General features: G+C 70.8%; 13 protein-coding genes. 7 read left to right on the forward strand and 6 right to left on the reverse strand.

Annotated features, from left to right (window positions below; translation table 11 throughout):
• Together CUT83_RS11720 and CUT83_RS11725 are read left to right on the forward strand one after the other, a co-directional pair.
• Window positions 1-1,040 (forward strand): NAD(P)-dependent oxidoreductase (locus CUT83_RS11720; protein WP_101255796.1); only part of this gene is annotated, 1,040 nt, incomplete at its 5' end.
• A gap of 118 nt (window positions 1,041-1,158) precedes the next feature.
• On the forward strand, window positions 1,159-1,434 hold the full coding sequence (locus tag CUT83_RS11725) for a hypothetical protein (RefSeq protein ID WP_101255797.1): 276 nt from the start codon (window positions 1,159-1,161) through the stop codon (window positions 1,432-1,434).
• A gap of 320 nt (window positions 1,435-1,754) precedes the next feature.
• On the opposite strand, the gene CUT83_RS11735 is transcribed toward CUT83_RS11725, so the two are convergent.
• On the reverse strand, window positions 1,755-3,188 hold the full coding sequence (locus CUT83_RS11735) for an endo-1,4-beta-xylanase (RefSeq protein ID WP_101255799.1): 1,434 nt from the start codon (window positions 3,186-3,188) through the stop codon (window positions 1,755-1,757).
• Window positions 3,189-3,910: 722 nt separating this feature from the next.
• Here CUT83_RS11735 and CUT83_RS11740 point away from each other — a divergent pair.
• The 4 genes from CUT83_RS11740 to CUT83_RS31380 all read left to right on the forward strand — a co-directional run bounded on the left by CUT83_RS11740 (window position 3,911) and on the right by CUT83_RS31380 (window position 12,351).
• Entirely contained in the window at window positions 3,911-5,377 is a 1,467-nt protein-coding gene (locus CUT83_RS11740; protein ID WP_101255800.1) for a non-reducing end alpha-L-arabinofuranosidase family hydrolase, read from the forward strand.
• A gap of 37 nt (window positions 5,378-5,414) precedes the next feature.
• Entirely contained in the window at window positions 5,415-5,714 is a 300-nt protein-coding gene (locus CUT83_RS11745; RefSeq protein ID WP_101255801.1) for a hypothetical protein, read from the forward strand.
• Window positions 5,715-6,019: 305 nt separating this feature from the next.
• Complete coding sequence (locus CUT83_RS11750) at window positions 6,020-7,384, forward strand: hypothetical protein (RefSeq protein WP_143688534.1); 1,365 nt, start codon at window positions 6,020-6,022, stop codon at window positions 7,382-7,384.
• Complete coding sequence (locus CUT83_RS31380) at window positions 7,381-12,351, forward strand: CHAT domain-containing tetratricopeptide repeat protein (protein ID WP_101255803.1); 4,971 nt, start codon at window positions 7,381-7,383, stop codon at window positions 12,349-12,351. The genes CUT83_RS11750 and CUT83_RS31380 overlap by 4 nt, the downstream gene beginning before the upstream one ends.
• Window positions 12,352-12,367: 16 nt before the next feature.
• Here the strand turns inward: CUT83_RS31380 and CUT83_RS11760 are convergent, their stop codons facing one another.
• The 5 genes from CUT83_RS11760 to CUT83_RS11780 form a co-directional block, all read right to left on the reverse strand.
• Window positions 12,368-12,892 carry a Pycsar system effector family protein gene (locus CUT83_RS11760; RefSeq protein ID WP_101255808.1) on the reverse strand — a complete coding sequence of 175 codons (525 nt, stop codon included), beginning with the start codon at window positions 12,890-12,892 and terminating at the stop codon, window positions 12,368-12,370.
• Window positions 12,893-13,186: 294 nt separating this feature from the next.
• The gene (locus CUT83_RS11765; RefSeq protein WP_158239000.1) at window positions 13,187-13,489 is read right to left on the reverse strand and encodes a transposase; all 303 of its coding nucleotides are present in this window, start codon (window positions 13,487-13,489) and stop codon (window positions 13,187-13,189) included.
• Window positions 13,490-13,767: 278 nt separating this feature from the next.
• Window positions 13,768-14,358, reverse strand: a complete 591-nt coding sequence (locus CUT83_RS11770; protein ID WP_101255805.1) for a choice-of-anchor C family protein — start codon at window positions 14,356-14,358, stop codon at window positions 13,768-13,770.
• Window positions 14,359-14,808: 450 nt separating this feature from the next.
• Window positions 14,809-15,027 (reverse strand): hypothetical protein, encoded by a 219-nt coding sequence (locus tag CUT83_RS11775; protein WP_101255806.1) that lies wholly within the window; start codon window positions 15,025-15,027, stop codon window positions 14,809-14,811.
• 269 nt (window positions 15,028-15,296) lie between these two features.
• Window positions 15,297-15,620 carry a MiAMP1 family antimicrobial peptide gene (locus CUT83_RS11780; RefSeq protein ID WP_101255807.1) on the reverse strand — a complete coding sequence of 108 codons (324 nt, stop codon included), beginning with the start codon at window positions 15,618-15,620 and terminating at the stop codon, window positions 15,297-15,299.
• 266 nt (window positions 15,621-15,886) lie between these two features.
• Here CUT83_RS11780 and CUT83_RS11785 point away from each other — a divergent pair.
• On the forward strand, window positions 15,887-16,569 hold a 683-nt coding region (locus tag CUT83_RS11785), incomplete at its 3' end, for a carbohydrate binding domain-containing protein (RefSeq protein ID WP_173915060.1).

The raw sequence follows: 16,569 nt of genomic DNA on the forward strand, positions 1-16,569 counted from the left end.
CCATGGGGCGGATGCGAGTGCTGCTGCTGGACGCGGCTCCCGGGGAGCTGCTCGACCGTGAGCTGGAGCGTCTGCTCGGGCACGGTCTGGCCGTCACGCTGAACCTCCGGCGGGTGACCGACCCGGCGGGCGTGCGGGCGGCGTGGGCGGGCCGGGTGGCCTTCGCCGACTTCGACGCCTTCGACGAGTCGGTGCTTGTCGCCGAGACCGTCCGCGACGGGCTCGGTTACCACGCGCTCAAGTCCCGGGCCGGTGTCCCGCTGCGCGCCGCCTTCCTGGCGGCGGCGACCGGCCCGGCGGTGGCCAGCCGGCTGAGGGTGATCGGGCGGGCCGGGGCGGGCACCGACCACGTGGACCTGGCCGCCGCCGACCGCCACGGCGTGGCGGTCACCCACACCCCGGGCTCCAACGCGAACGCGGTCGCGGAGTTCGCCCTGGCCCAGCTGCTCGCCCTGACCCGGAACCTGTCGGCACACAACGAGGCCGCGCACGACGGCCGCTGGAGCACCCCGGCCGCTCCCGCGGTCGAGCTGCCGGAACTGACCCTGGGCATCGCCGGACTGGGTCGGATCGGATCGGCCCTGGCCGGCCGGGCAGCCGCCCTGGGCATGGCCGTCCAGGGCTTCTCCCGCCGCCCGGCACCGGCGAAGGGGGTGGTGCGCCAGGTCGCGTCCCTTGAGGCCCTTCTGGCCACCAGTGACGTGGTATCGGTGCATCTCCCCCTCACCGAACAAACCCGCGGGATGATCGGCCGGGCGGAACTGGCGCTGATGCGGCCCGGGGCGATCCTGCTGAACACCGCCCGGGGCGGGATCGTCGACGAACAAGCACTGGCCGAGGCTCTGAACGGCACCTTCAAGGCCGAGCTGATCGAGATGCAAGGCCCTTGGCAGGACATCGGCCAGGTCGAGCGGGCGATCTTCCAGTGGGTTACGTGGTACAACGAGGAACGGCTCCACTCCACCCTCGACTACGTACCACCCGCCGAGTACGAACGCGACTGGTGGCGACAACAGGAAGCCGCCCCGCAGTCCGCCTGAAACAAGATCACCGGACTCTACGAAACTCGGGGCAGCTCAGTGGCGGGCGATGAAAGCATGGCCTCCTCTGCCCGGCGCCGCCCCGGAAGGCACCAGAGGACGCCTGGCCGGACAACCGGTGACGATCAAACCCACGGTGACCACCGGGGTGCGCACCAACAACATCTACCAACTCAAAGGCGACGAAGCCGACGCCGTCCTGCTTCTCCTGCCCGATCCCGGGAGCGTCCACCGCTGGACCACCGGCAACCCAACAACCGACGAGCTGCTGCGTGTCTGGTACGTCGCCGTCACCCGCGCCCGACGCTTCGCCACCCTGGCCGTGCCCGAAGAAGAGACCAAACCACTGACCAACCTGCTGGCCCGCCATCAGGTACCCACCGAGATCCTGTAATCCGACCGAGGACACCCGTACCGGAGGTTGGCGCCACACCCGCTGCCGAACACAACGATGATCCGAGTCACGGCACCCCATAGATACCGTCCATGTGGCGCTGGAAGAGCAGGCGTCCCGCGGTCACGGACCGTAACATCAGCGAGTGGGAAGTCTCGGGCTGGAGCGGTGGTCATGCCAGCGCGGGCAAGCCGGTCACGAGGGTCGCCGCCGTGATGGCGGCGACCCTCGTGACCATCAGCGACGACCTCGTGGTGGGGCGGGGGGGAGCCGCGCCGTAGGCCGTCACCGATTCGCCCTTTCGTCGCTGGCAGGCCTTGTCAGGCGCGGGTCCAGCGCTGGTTGCTGCCGTTCGAACAGGAGTAGAGCTGAATCAGGGTGCCGTTGGCGGTGCCGGCCCCGACGGCGTCGAGGCAGAGGCCGGACTGGACGCCGACGATGGATCCGTCGGAGTTGAGGCGCCACTTCTGGTTGTCGCCACCCCAACAGCTGTAGATCTGGACCTTGGCACCGTTACCGGTGCCGGCGGCGTCCAGGCACTTGTCGCCGTAGACCCTGAGCTCGCCGGCGTCGGTGTACGTCCACTGCTGGTTGGTGCCGTTGTGGCAGTCCCACAGATGGACCTGGGTGCCGTCGGTGGTGCTGGCGTTGGGCACGTCCAGGCAGCGGCCCGAACCGACGCCCTTGATCGTGTTGCCGTCCCCGGGCGGCGGGGTGGTGGAGCCGCCGTTGAGTGCGTCGAGGACGGCGGTGTACGCGGGCTTCTTGCTGCCGTCGTTGTAGAACAACAGCGGCGTGTGCTCCGAACGCCACGAGTCGCTGTCGCGCACGCCCCAGACGGTGACACCGAGGCAACGGGAGACGGCCAGGCAGTCGTTGACCACGGCGGCGTAGGTCGAGGGCGAGGCTCCCTGGATGTCGAGTTCGGTGATGGCCACGTCGACGCCGAGGGCGGCGAACTCCTGCAGGGTGGTGCGGAAGTTGCTGTTGTAGGGGCTGCCGCTGTTGAAGTGCGACTGGAAGCCGACGCAGTCGATCGGCACGCCGCGCTGCTTGAAGTCCTTCACCATGCGGTACATGGCCTGGGTCTTGGCCCAGGTCCAGTTCTCGACGTTGTAGTCGTTGTAGCAGAGTTTGGCGGACGGGTCGGCGGCGCGCGCGGTGCGGAAGGCGACCTCGATCCAGTCGTTGCCGGTGCGCTGCAGGTTGGAGTCGCGCCGGGCTCCCGAACTGCCGTCGGCGAAGGCCTCGTTCACGACGTCCCACTGCGCGATCTTGCCCTTGTAGTGGCTCATCACGCCGTTGATGTGGTCGATCATCGCCTGGCGCAGTGCGCTGCCGCTGAGGTTCTGCATCCAGCCGGGCTGTTGGGAGTGCCAGGCCAGGGTGTGGCCTCGCACCTCCTTGCCGTTCTGCACCGCCCAGTTGTAGACGCGGTCGGCGGCGGTGAAGTTGAACTGGCCCCGCTGCGGCTCAGTGGCGTCGATCTTCATCTCGTTCTCGGCCGTCACCGAGTTGAACTCACGGGCCGCGATCGTCGCGTACGTCGAGTCGCTCAGTCTGTTCGCGGCGATGGCGACGCCGAAGTAGCGGCCGCTCTGCGCCGCCGCGGCGCCGAGCGTGCTCTCGGCGGCCTGGGCGGACGGTGGCGCGACCAGTGCGGCGACCACGCCGAGGACGCCGGCGACCAGCGTCAGCAGCAGAGCGTTCAGCTTCCGCCGGACAACGGATCTGGGAAGGGCATGAGAGCCCATGGCTGTGCCTCCAAGGTAGAGATAACGGAACCACCGGACACCGCGGTCACGGGAGCCGGGAGGACCTCGACCGGCACGGACGGCTCCCGGTCGGTCGCCGAGTGACGTACGCCGGGCGGCAGCGGCCTTTCGACACAGGCACGGGGGCACTCCATCGCTGCTCGGCCGGGGGCGTCACGCGGCGTCGCACACCTCTCCGCCTGCACGAGGCGTCAGGATGCGTCGGTGTGAGCCTCACCGGAACGAAAAAACGGGGTGGCGCAGGTGTTTCGGCGTGCGGATCTGTCGTGCTGCTGTGCGCGGCTCTGCCGTACAGCGCAGTCCGCACAGGACCATGGTGTTCGATATATCGAACCATGGCCGACTCTCCAGACAAGATAGTGAGGAATTGACAGCGCCTCGTCAACCCTCGCGGCGCGAAAGATTTTCGGCCCATGTGCGAAACTTTCAAACCCTCGCGAGCCGGGCGGATCCCTGGACCGGCGAGCCGCATCGTGAACCTGCGGGGGCCCAGCCAACGTGACGGCTTGTTGCGCCTGAGGGAAAGAAAGCGTTTACGGACAGTTCGGCGACAGGCCTTGACCGGAGGGCCCCGTCTTCCTAGCTTGTGGCGTCACAGAACCGGGACGCCTCCGAAACTTTCGAACCTGCCCATGCCACCCGGCACGGCCGCTCCACGGTTCATCGGCGTCATCTCACCCCCACCCCAAGGAGGCCCTCCGATGTGGCTTCGCCACCCGTCTCCAGTCCACCCAAGGCGCTTACTCGGCGTCTTCGTTTCCTTGCTGCTGGCGGCCGCCTTCCTCGGTGCCCAGCCCGCCGAAGCCGCGACCGTAGACCCCAACGCCTCGTATGTGCTGGTCAACCGCAACAGCGGCAAAGCCCTGGACGTCTACAACATGGCGACCGACGACGGTGCCCGCATCACCCAATGGACCAGGAACGACCAGAGCCAGCAGCAGTGGCAGTTCGTCGCTTCCGGCGACGGCTACTACCGCATCAAGTCCCGCCACTCGGGCAAGGTGCTGGACGTCTACAACTGGTCCACCGCGAACGGCGGCTCGATCGTCCAGTGGACCGACCTGAACGGCACCAACCAGCAGTGGCGGCTGGCCGACAGTCCGGACGGCTACGTGAGGCTCATCTCGCGCCACAGCAACAAGGCCCTCGAAGTGCAGGGTGCCTCCACCGCCGACAACGCGAACATCGTCCAGTACGACGACTGGGGCGGCGCCAACCAGCAGTGGCGGCTCGTCAAGGTCGGCACCGAAGACCCCGGCTCGTGTGATCTTCCGTCGACCTACCGCTGGACATCGACGGGCGCGCTGGCGCAGCCCAAGCAGGGGTGGGTCTCGCTCAAGGACTTCACCGTCGCCCCCTACAACGGCAGACAACTCGTCTACGCGACCACGCACGACACGGGGACGAGGTGGGGCTCGATGAACTTCGGCCTGTTCACCAACTGGTCGGAAATGGCCTCGACCAGCCAGAACACGATGTCCAACTCCACCGTCGCGCCCACGCTCTTCTACTTCGCTCCGAAGAACGTCTGGGTGCTCGCCTACCAGTGGGGCAGAACAGCCTTCTCCTACCGGACGTCGAGCGACCCCACCAACCCGAACGGCTGGTCATCCGAGCAGGTGCTCTTCTCCGGAAGCATCTCCGACTCCGGAACAGGGCCCATCGACCAGACGCTCATCGGTGACGGCACGAACATGTACCTGTTCTTCGCCGGCGACAACGGCAAGATCTACCGGGCCAGCATGCCGATCGGGAACTTCCCTGGCAGCTTTGGCTCGACCTCGACAGTGATCATGAGCGACACGACGAACAACCTGTTCGAAGCCCCACAGGTCTACAAGTTGCGGGGCCAGAACCGCTACCTCATGATCGTCGAGGCGATCGGATCGCAGGGCCGGTACTTCCGCTCCTTCACGGCCACCAGCCTGAACGGCTCCTGGACACCCCAGGCCGCGACCGAGAACAACCCCTTCGCCGGCAAGGCCAACAGTGGCGCCACCTGGACCAACGACATCAGCCACGGCGAACTGCTCCGCACCAGCCCCGATCAGACCATGACCGTCGATCCCTGCAATCTGCAATTGCTCTACCAGGGACGCAGCCCCAACTCCGGCGGCGACTACGGCCTCCTGCCCTACCGTCCGGGTCTGCTGACACTACAGCGCTGACGGGATGACACGATTCCGGCTCCGGCAGGGAGCCGGCGTGGCGGGCTCGGCGGAAGGCCGGGCCCGCACACCCGTGTGGGGCCCGGTCATCGGCGGGGACCGGCTGGAGCAGACCCCGCTGCGGGCCCGGCCGGTACGGGTCCCGGCGGCCCTGGCGTCGTACGGCTTCCCGGTTCACCTCGACCGCTTCGACCAGCAGGCGGGTGCCTCCCCATCGATAGCGGAGTTCTTCCAGGGCCGCGCCGGGGCTCGACGGCAGGGTGGTCTCTCCCCGCCCGCCGGAACAGCGCTGTGCGGAGTACCGGTGGGCTGGAAGAAGGAGGCCTCGGGTGCCTGAGGGGCCGCGACGGCTCTCTCCGCTCAGCGCATGTACGGCCTCGCGCAAGACGTCCGGGTCCCCCGTGCGCCGGCAGGCGTCCGGCAGTTCGGTGACAGACAACCCATGCGATGCCCCGGGAGCGGTGCGCTCGAAACGTCCACGTGTTCTCACCGCTTTGCTGCTCCGCCGGGCTTTCGTCCGGCCGAGTGGCTACGCTTCGTACCGCTTACACCGTGTTCCGCGAGCCGTGGGGCGGAACGTCCGAATGCGGACGGTCATATTCGGTCGGGTCGGCGGGCCCGTACAGAGACGGGAGCGAGCCGGTGTCCATGGATTTTCCGGTCGGGAGCGCCGAGTTACCTCCGCAGGAGGCCCAACCGCTGGCCGAGGTCGGGTTGTACCTGGTGGACGACGTCCGCTCCTGGAAGACGTATCCGGAGGGGGCCGCGGTCGGCAACATCGTCTTCCACGGCTGGCAGGTGCGGCCCCTGCCGCGTACGCCGTCCGGGCTGCCGGACGTCGACGCGTATCTCGTCAAGGCCCGGTACGACGTGGATTTCGACCCGGAGATACCGGGGCCGCGCTGGGCGGAGGCGGGCTTCTCGTTCGACGCCGGGGACCTCGTCGTCACCGCAGCACTGCCTGCCGGTGTGACCGGGCCCGAGCCGGCGCAGACCTACGTACTGACGCGAGACCTGGATTTCGCCCTGCCGGACGCGGACGGCACGGGGGACGGCGACGGTGACGGCCCGCTCACGCGCGTGCCGCTGCCCGCGCTCACGCCGGACATCACCGTCTTCGGCGTCGGGGGACACACCTGTCGTTGGCGTCATCGCGCGGTGGACGGCGGCGAGGTCCGGCTGGGCTCGCACACCGGATGGTTCGTCCTGCTGGTGCCGGCCGACCGCGAGGAGGTACGTGTCACGGCGAAGGCGGGCTACGCCCTCGCCGAGGAAGCGACGATGGGCATGCGCCCCCACACCGGCACCGACGGGTTCACCGTACGGCTGCCCGTGCCCGTCCCCACTCTCCCGGTGGCCGAGCAGCCTGCGCCGTCCATGGCGCGGAGGCCCGCGCCTTCGTACGGGCACGGGGCGGGGGCCGCGAGCCGTTTCACCGAGATACGCATGGGCTTCGGCGTCGACGTGGTGGGGTACTCCGACCGGGACGCACCGGGCAGGTCGGCCCTCCAGCGGCGTCTGGACCGGCTCCTCCGCGAGGTCCTCGGCGACCTCGGGTTCGACCTGGCGCAGGTGGACCATCAGCGCAACGGTGACGGCATGAACGTCGTCCTGCCGCTGCGAACCGATGTCACCCGGGCCTTGCCCGGGCTGGTCAACTCGGCGGCGGCCCGGCTCCGTCAGGACAACGACCGGCACACCGACCGGATGCGCCTGCGGATGGCCTGCGACGTCGGCACGTTCGCGGCGGGCGCCAACGGCTACGAGGGGGAGGCGGTCCTCGACTTCTGCCGCTTGCTGGACAGCCCTCCGTTGCGCGACGCCCTCGCGCCCCACCGGAACGCCGAGCTCGGCGTGCTGGTCAGCACGTTCCTCTACAGACAGGTACTGGCTTTGGGATACCCCGGGCTGGACCCGGGCGACTTCACCCGGGTGACCGCAGTGGTGAAGCGTTTCCAGGCGGATGCCTGGCTGTACACATCTCCGGCTGCCGGGGCCACGAGGTGACCCGGCCCGCGGTCGACCGCGCGGCCCTCCTCGCAACCGTCCGGGCATACGCCGAGACGCCCTCCGGCGACGGCAGGGGTGACGCCGAGGAGGCCCTGGCGCGCCTGCTGGAGCAAACCGGCGACCTGTTCGACGACGTGGAGGTGGCCGCCGCAGCCGGACGGTTGCACCTCCGAGACGCGGCGACCCGAGAAGCCGACGGGGAAAGCGCGGAGGCGGACCTGCGGACGGCCGCCTGGTACTTCCTGCCCCTGGTCGCCGAGGGCGCGGAGCCGCCCCGGGCCGTCCGTGACCTCTACGAGCGGGCCGCGGCGACCGGTCTGCCCGGCTTCGAACCCCCGGCGGCCCCCGGTCTCTCCCCCCGCGCGTGCCACGACAGGATGGTGACCGCGATGGAACGGCACGGACAGGGCCGCCGCGGCGGAACGGCCCTCCGGCCGGCCCTGTTCGTCCTGCGGCACCTGGCGGCCACCGAGCCGGCCGGCACCGGCCGCCGGGCAGGCTATCTGTCCAACCTCTCGGCCGCTCTGCTCACTCTGGCCCGCTTCGATGATGCGGCCGGGCTGCTGGACGACGCCGTCGCGGCGGCGCGTGAGGCTCTCCGGTCTGCCGGGACCACGGCGGCCGCGGCGACGGAGCCCGCCGTGGCCACACGCCCCGGCACTGACACCGACTCCGGGGCCGGCCCCGGAATCGATCCGGCTCCGACAGCGCAGAACGGGCCGGCCGCCGACTCAGCCGACCACGACCTGGCCGACCGCCTGATGAACCTCGTAGGCGCCCTGCACGCCCGCTACGGCCGGACCGGTGACGTGGAGGACCTGCGCGAGGCCCTGGCAGCGGGCCGCAGGGCCGTCTCCCTCGATCCCGAACCGTCCGGAAGCCGGGCGCGTAACCGCACGAACCTCGCCCTGGTCCTCCTGTCCCACCACGAGCGCACCGATGACGAGGACGCCCTCGCCGAGGCGGCGACCCACGCTCGGCTGGCCGTCTGCCGCGGGCCCGGCGGTCCCTCGGCGGCCGTCCCCCTCGCCAATCTCTCCGCCGTACTGGGAACGCTGGGAACGCTCCGCGCGGACGCCGGCACCGTACGGGAATCCGTCGACGCGGCCAGACGGGCCGTGCAGTGCGGCGGCGACGCCCTCGACGGACCCGAGGAGTTCGGACTCGCGCTGGCCCAGTCCCTCTTCGACCTGCACCGCCTCACCGGCGACCCGCCCGTCCTCGACGAGTGTTTCGAGATCTGCCGCACGGCTCTCACCGCACTGCCCGCTCGCCACCCGGAGCGGTACCGGTACCTGCTGACGCTCGGCCGGGCCCTGCGCGCGTCGGCACGTTCCGCGGCGGACGACGGACCCGCGCTGTCCGCCGCGGTCGACGCCCTGCGGAAAGCGGTGGCGGCCACGCCGCCCGGCCACCCGGCCAGAGCCGACACGCTCGGCAACCTCGCGCTCGCCGTGCAGGAGGTCTACAACCGCACCGGCACCCCCCGGTTCCTGGACGAGGCGATCGATGCCGGTCGGCTCGCTGTACAGGCCGCAGCCCACGGCGGATCCGCACATCTGAAGATCCAGGGCAATCTCGCCAACTCCCTGCTCGACCGCTACTACCGGACCGGCGCCGCGGCCGATCTCGACGATGCGGTGGAGATCGGCCGCAGCGCGGTGGCCGCGACGCCGCCCGGCCATGCCGACGAAGCCGCCCATCTCACCTCGCTGGCTCACCAGTTGTTGGTCCGCGCCCAAGCGGTGGGGGACAAGTCGGCCCTGGAGGAGAGCATCACCATGGCGCGCCGAGCCGTCGACACGGCGCACCCGGGGAGCGCCACCGCGGTCGCCGCGCGGTCCAACCTGTCCACCGCGTTGGCGACGCTTTTCGAGCGGACCGGGGAACTGGCGGTCCTGGACGAGGCTGTGATGCTCCGGCGTGAGACGATCCGCGCCACGCCGGCCGACTCACCGGCGCTCGCGGGTCTGCTCTCCAGCCTCACCGGGGTGCTCCGCATGCGCTACGACCGCATTGGAGACCGTGCCGCGCTGCGGGAAGCCGCGGAGTGCGCCCGCCGGTTGGTGTCCGCCCTGCTGCCGGGGCAGCCTGAGTACCCCCTTCGTATGGCGAACGCGGCCGCCACTCTCCACCAGTGGAGCGACCTCGCCCGGGACGACGACGCGGGCGAGGCGGCCGTGGCCGCGGCCAGGCTCGCGGTGGACTCGGTGCCCGGAACTCACCAGGCGCGGCCCGCACTGCTGAGCAACCACTGCGGCATCCTCCTCGGGCGCTACCGGCGGACCGGGGCCCTCGCCCTGCTCACCGACGCCGCGGCCGCGGCCGACGCCGCCGTCCGCACCGCGCACCCCGACGACCCGGACCGGCCGCTGTATCTGCTGAACCTGGCGATGGCATCGTGGTCGTGGCACGAACGCACCGGCGAACCGGACATCCTGGGCGAGAGCCTCCGCGCGGCCGAGGAAGGGCTTCGCCTCGCTCCGGCCGGGCACCCGCTCCGGCCTCGGCTGCTGTCCCAGGTCAGCCTGGGGCTTCAGGCCCGCTACCAGCGCGGCAACGAGCTGCGGCATCTGACCGAGGCGGTCGGGGCGGCCCGCGAGGCCGCCGCGGCGTGCCCGCCCGGTCACCCGGACCGGTCCATGTACCAGTCGAACCTCTCCGGGGCCCTGCTGATCCTGCACCAGCGGCAGAAGGCGCAGGACGCCGAGCGGACGATCCGCGAAGCGGTCGCCGCCGCCCGCACCGCGGTCGTCGCCACCGAGCGCAGCCACCCGGACCTACCCGTCCTCCTCTCCCACCTCTGCGCGGCGCTGATGTTCCAGTACGCCGTGACCGGCGGCACGCGGGAACTGGCCGCCGCCGTCACCGCCGGGCGCCGGGCCGTCGCCCTCTCGCCGCCCGGACGCCCCGATCAGACGCATCGGCTCGCCAACCTCACGGCCGCGTGGCGGCTCAGGTACCGCCACGACTCCTCGCCCCGCGCCCTGCGCGAGGCGGTGGCCACCGCCCGTCGGGCCGTCGCCTCCCTGGCCCCCGGCCACCCCGACGAGGCGTCCGTCCTGACCGGCTGTGCCGCAGCGCTTCGCAGCGCCTGGCGCGCCGGGTCGGGCCGGACCGACCTGGAGGAGGCGCTGCGCCTGCTGGACCGGGCCGCACGCTCCGCGGTCAGCCCGGTCGGGGACCGGGTCAGGGCGGCCCGCGCGCTCGGCCGGGCCGCCCTGGAAGCCGGCGAGCCCGACCGGGCCCTGCGGTCCTACGAGTCCGCCGTGGACCTGCTCACGCAGCTCGCTCCCTGGCGGCTGGCGCGCGCGGACCGGGAGTTCGGGCTCGGGGAGGTGGAGGGGCTGGGCAGCGAGGCGGCCGGAGCGGCGCTGAGCAGCGGTGATCCGGCACGGGCCGTGGAACTGCTGGAGCAGGCACGCGGAGTGATGCTTCAGCAGACCCTCGACATGCGGGGTGATCTGAACGAGCTGCGCGCAGCCTCCCCGGAGCTGGCCGACGAGTTCGAGGCCCTGCGGAACAGACGGGACGCCGCCGATCACATCAGACTCGCCGAGGAGTTCGACGAGGCGTACGCCGGGCGGCCCGACGAAGTGTCCGGTGCGGACAGCCCCGGCGGTACCGGCGGTACCGGCGGCGATCCGCACGGTCCTGGCCGGGCCCTGCGGCACATCGCCGCCGAACGGGCCTCGATGGACACTGAATGGCACGCACTCCTCGCCCGGATCCGAGCCCTTCCCAAACTGAAGGACTTCCTGGGGCGCCCCGCCCTGGAGACGCTCCGCAGGCAGGCGGACGGCGGCCACATCATCATGCTGGCGGTCGGCAGGCACCGGGGTGACGCACTGGTGGTGACCCCGGACCCCCTCTCCCCCGTGATCGTGGTCGGCCTGCCGGGCGTGACCGAGAACCAGGTGATCGACCGGGCCGAACGGCTTCTTGAGGGACGTGTGCCGGGCTCCCCGCCGGTGACCGGATACGCGCAGGCCAAGCGGCGCATGCGGGTACTCACCAAGACCCTGGAGTGGCAGTGGGACCGGGTGGCGGGGCCCGTGCTGGAGCGGATCGGACTGACCCGGTCGTTCGGGCCGGACGACGGCCCCGATAAGTGGCCGCGCATCTGGTGGTGCCCGGCCGGTGTAACGGCCTTCCTGCCCTGGCACGCCTCCGGCCACCACCAGGAGGACCCGGCACGCGGCGGGCCCGCCCGCACCGTCATGGACCGGGCGGTCTCCTCGTGGACGCCGACCGTCCGGGCGCTGGCCCACGCGCGGCGCCCCGCGCGGACCACGGCACCGGTCGCCGGTTTCGGTGCCACCGTGCCCGGGACCGGTACAGGTGCCCTGCTGGTCGACATGGCCCGGCCGGCCGGAGCACCCCGTCCGCTGCGGCACGTGACCACCGAGATCGAACGTCTCGCCGGCCTGCTGCCCGGTGCCACCCGGGTCGGTCCTCCGCACAGTACGCCGCGGACTGTGCTGGAAGGGCTGCCCTCTCACCCGGTGGTGCACTTCGCCTGCCACGCCGTCAGTGAGTGGGGCGCTCCGGGACGCAGCGGACTGCTGCTGAGCGACGGCGGCGACAGCGGACGTGACGGCGGAACGTCGCGGCTCACGGTCGACGCGATCTCCTCCCTGCACATCGAGGACGCCGACCTCGCCTACCTGTCGGCGTGCAGTACCACGCTGACCAACCAGCGGCTGGCGGACGAGTCCGTGCACATCACCGCCGGGTTCCTGCTCTCCGGCTACCGCCGGGTGATCGGCACCCTCTGGCCCGTCGATGACGCCGCGGCCGCGGAGATCGCCGTCGACTTCTACACCCGGCTGACAAAGAACGGCGGTACTGCTCCGCAGACGCGGGAAGCGGCATACTCGCTCCACATCGCCCTGCACCAAGGGCGAGCGCGGTGGCCGTGGGCCCCGTCCTTCTGGGCGGCGCACCTGTACGCCGGTGCATAAGTGGCGCCGGGTGCGGTCAGGCCGAAACCGCGGCAAGCACCACGAGGGCGAGGCCGAACGCGAAGGAGACGAGGGACAACTGCAGTTGCCGGTGCTTGGTCCAGGCGATTCTGCTCATGACGACCAGTTGCCGGCTGAGCACGGGAAGCGGCTGGGCGCGCCGCAGCGACTCGGCCAGTTCCTCGGCCTCACGATGCATCAGATGGCCGAAGTAGACGAAATTGTCGGGTGCTTCGGTCCTCAGAGCGGAAGCCCGCAGGCGGGGCGCGACGACGAGGGCCGCGAGGACGGCCGCGACAAGGATGGACACACAGCCGGACCAGAGCAGGCACCGGACCACCCGGCCGTGCGGGCCGGCGAAGATGTTGCCGTTGCCGGAAAGCGCGATGATCACGGCCCCGGCGGCCGATTCGAGGGTGAGAGCGAAGGACGCCTTGGCGTCGACCCGAGCCGTCCACTCCCCCACCGCGGCATGGACGCGCCAGGCGGTGTCCACGGCCTTCTCCTCCGCCTCGGGGTTCCCCACGCCTCTGGCGGACATCAGGGCATCCACCGGTGGGAGATACGGCAGAACATCGTCGGTGTCCTCCTCGCTGGCGTCGCACGGCCCCTGCCGGTGCCGTGTATCGGAGGACATACCCAACTTCCCGGCGGACAACGACGCGTGCCCGGCACTCGCTCCCTGCCCGGCACCTCATTTGCGGGCACGGCACCGCTCCGCCCGACGACCGCGAGGAGAACGAGCAGAGGCGGACTGACGCACATCAGGACCGTCGGCCGTCCCCGGGGCCTCTGCATCCGTCAAGCGGCTTGGGGGCGCTGTCTGTGTCGCTCATCAGCGATCACGGCGCGCCGAACGTGATCGGTCAGGTGGCGCTTGAGGCACCGCTCGGCCTCCTTGGCGTCCTGCCTCCGGCGATCTTCCGGCCGTAGTAGGCCGCCCGAGGTTTCCCGGCAGCCGGGGCTGGATGACCGCGATGGCGTGCAGGACCGAGTTGAACTGCCGGTCACCAGCGCGGGAGAGCCGGTGGCGGGCCTTGTCCGCGTCGGCGGTCTCCATCGGCGCGGTCCCGCAGTAGTTCGCGCAGGCCGCCGCGGTGGGGAACCGGTCAGGTCGTCCGGGTTCGTAGACGATCACGAACGCCTCCTGTGTGATGTCCTCGGCCGTCGAACAGCCCCTTCCCTTCAGCTGTCTGCGCGAGCGTCAAAGACGCTCCGACACCAGCAGAGTCGCGCAACACGTTTACGACACCATCACGGAGCGTGGCGGAAGCGGGACGGCCGGCACAGATCGGATTGCTTTCTGACGGGCGGAGACGTCCCCCGCGCAGCGCGGTTCCCCGGCGCGTCGCGCCGGGGAACCGCGTGCTAACGGCATGGACAACCACCGGCCTCGCGACCGGACCGGAAGGGTGGTCAGCGGCAGCAGGAGTCGGAACAGCAGGTGTGGACCCTGACGTCGTCGATGACGGGGCCGTGGGCGCTGTTGGAAGTGGTGCTGGCGAAGGCGAGGGTAGTGGTCGGGTTGTTGGCGACGAAGGTGAACCGCCGAGTCACATAACCCATGTCGGACCGGGTCTTGCCGGTGGTGTCGAAGGAGAAGTCCTGGAAGTTCTGCCCGTCCACGAGCGCCCTGCCGGTCTTCAGCGGTGACGCGCCGTCGGGGTTGCCGGCGAGGGAGTAGGTGACGGTGTAGGTCTTGCCCGGGGTGGTGGTGAATGTCTGTGCCACGGTCGCCGGGACGGTTGCGTTGAGGTCGAGGGACTGCTCGCCTTCGGCTGCCTGCCAGAACCCGGCGCCGATCAGGTCCGCCGCACCGGAGGTGACCTTCCACGGCCCCATGGAGGCGCCGGCCGCGAAGCTCTGAAAGCTGTTCGCCGCAACCGCGGGGTACTCGAAGCTGCCGTCGTCGAACCGGCTGGCGGTGGGGGCCGCCGTTGCGGTTCCGGCGGCGGCGAACAGGACGGCGGCCACGGCCGCAGTCGTGCAGGAACGCGTGAGCAGCATGAAGTCCTCCTGGTCAGAGAGGGAGTGACAGTCTGGTCGACTCGTCGGATCAAATCTCCCCTCACTTCGGATGCGTGCCAAGACCGGGCCACCCGCGCACCGGAGCACGGGGCGGATCCGCCGGCCTGTGCACGCCGACCGGCCGGGGCGCAAGCCCCCGAACGCCGTCTGCAGCGGCGTCGGCGCAGAGGCAAGGACGCGGAGCGCCTCCCGTTTGACGCGGCAGCACCGACAGGGCGTCGACGCCCCGGGCCACCCCGGGTACTGGCGAAAGACGGTATCCGAGCATCGAGGTCCGGTGGGCGCCACCCCGTCGGAGGTTGTCGCCCAGTATCTGCTGACGGGCCTGCTCAACGTCCGGCACGCCAGGGGCGGGAGTGGTGTGGGAGCCGACAAAGTGGAGTGCGGCGAAGTTGCGCAGTCGCCGGCCGCAGCGGTCTGTGGTGCGGATCATGCGAGTGGGAGTCTGCTCGGCCGGCCGGCCGGCCGGCGCAGCAGCAGGTGGTTCTCGACCGGGTCCTCCCGTACATCCTTGAGAGCGGTGTCGCGGGCGTGGGCGCGCAGCCGGTACCAGCCCGGACCGGCCTCGACGATCTCCTCCCTGGGGCCGGGACCGAGCCGCTCGGGAGGGCCGGGCGGAGGGCGGGCCCCATAAAAGGGAGCGACCACAGATCCGAGCCCCGTGGACCGGAACAAACCTGGTGCCAGGGGGCGCATCCTGTCCGGCCGGCCCGGACTGCCCCCTCGTGGCCGGCCTCCACACGGACACGGCCCCGTCAGGAGTGGCTGCTGCCCCTTCCTGAGTGTGGGGCGCGGGCACGGCCGGCCGCAGGAGGGACGGCTTGACTCGCTTCCGGCGGGGACCGTCCCCCGCGTGCATCATCATGGGATGCACGCCGAGGACGGTCCCGTGGTGCTCCCGTCAGAGTGCGCCGGGATCAGCAGTGAATGTAGATACTCCGCCAGCCGACGGGCGCGGGGCTCGAGGCGTCACCCCGGAAGGTGTAGTGCGGGCTCCCCTGACAGTTGCGGGTGTTGAACATGCTGGCGTCCTGGCCCGTGTGGTCGAACCTGTAGGACCCGCGGTGGCCGATGCTGAGATTGCTGCAGCCACACCCGGTGACCTCCGAGCTGGTGCCTGTGTAGTGAGCACCGGACCAGCCCCGGAAGCTGCTCGCGAAGGCCGCTCCCGTGCTCACCGCCAGGACGGCGGCCGTCATGGCCGCGATGACGGTGGTACGTACGGTGTGCTGGTTGCGCATGAGCCCTCCTTCAAGAGGAATGAACACTCTTCGAGTTCATTTAGCTACACAGAGTTGCTTTTCGTAAGGGCGGACGGGTGCGCGACCGGCACACGGACGGGCCCGCGCACTCCCGCTACTCCGCCCCCCTGTACACGCCGGGCACACGGTCGACGCCGGAGCCCTTGACAACCTCATTGGTCTGGACCATTTTGCCTGGGGCGCGGTGTCACCGTGCCACCCAGAACGCGCTCTCCCACCACCGTCCCCGACGCACGGAGACAGCCATGGACCGTTCCTCCGCACAGACCAGCAGAACGAGACCCCTCCGCATCTGCGCGGGAGTCGCCTTCGCGGTATGCGTCGCTCTCCTCGCCGGCGGCGCCACGCTCGACGGCCGCGACGCCTACGCCGCCGAGCCGAACCTGGTGCGCAACGCCGGCTTCGAGTCCGGCCTGAACGGCTGGACCTGCTCCGCCGGCAGCGGCACCACCGCCTCCTCCCCCGTCCACGGCGGCACGGCGGCCCTGAAGGCCACCCCCTCGGGCAGCGACAACGCCAAATGCACCCAGACCGTGACCGTACAGCCGGACTCCCAGTACGAACTGAGCGCCTGGGTGCAGGGCTCCTACGTCTACCTCGGCGCGTCCGGCACCGGCACCACCGACGTCTCCACCTGGACCCCGGGCGGCACCGGCTGGCAGCAGCTGCGCACCTCCTTCACCACCGGCCCGGACACCACCTCCGTCACCGTCCACACCCACGGCTGGTACGGCCAGAGCGCCCACCACGTGGACGACGTCTCCCTCACCGGCCCCGGCGGCGACCCGGGCGAGCCCGACCCCGACCCCCAGCCCCCGGCCGCCCCCGGCACACCCACCGTCGGCGCCACCACCTCCTCCTCGGTCACCCTGAACTGGAACGCCGTCGACGGCGCCACCGGCTACACCGTCTACCGGGACGGGGCCAG

It is taken from the genome of Streptomyces barkulensis (genome assembly GCF_002843305.1).
GTDB lineage: Bacteria > Actinomycetota > Actinomycetes > Streptomycetales > Streptomycetaceae > Streptomyces > Streptomyces barkulensis.

What these genes read in the sequence shown, in the direction of transcription:
- CUT83_RS11760 (WP_101255808.1), bottom strand. Translation starts at nt 12,892, where the DNA reads ATGTCCGCCAGAGGCGTGGGGAACCCCGAGGCGGAGGAGAAGGCCGTG.
- CUT83_RS11735 (WP_101255799.1), bottom strand. Translation starts at nt 3,188, where the DNA reads ATGGGCTCTCATGCCCTTCCCAGATCCGTTGTCCGGCGGAAGCTGAAC.
- CUT83_RS11770 (WP_101255805.1), bottom strand. Translation starts at nt 14,358, where the DNA reads ATGCTGCTCACGCGTTCCTGCACGACTGCGGCCGTGGCCGCCGTCCTG.
- CUT83_RS11780 (WP_101255807.1), bottom strand. Translation starts at nt 15,620, where the DNA reads ATGCGCAACCAGCACACCGTACGTACCACCGTCATCGCGGCCATGACG.
- CUT83_RS11740 (WP_101255800.1), top strand. Translation starts at nt 3,911, where the DNA reads ATGTGGCTTCGCCACCCGTCTCCAGTCCACCCAAGGCGCTTACTCGGC.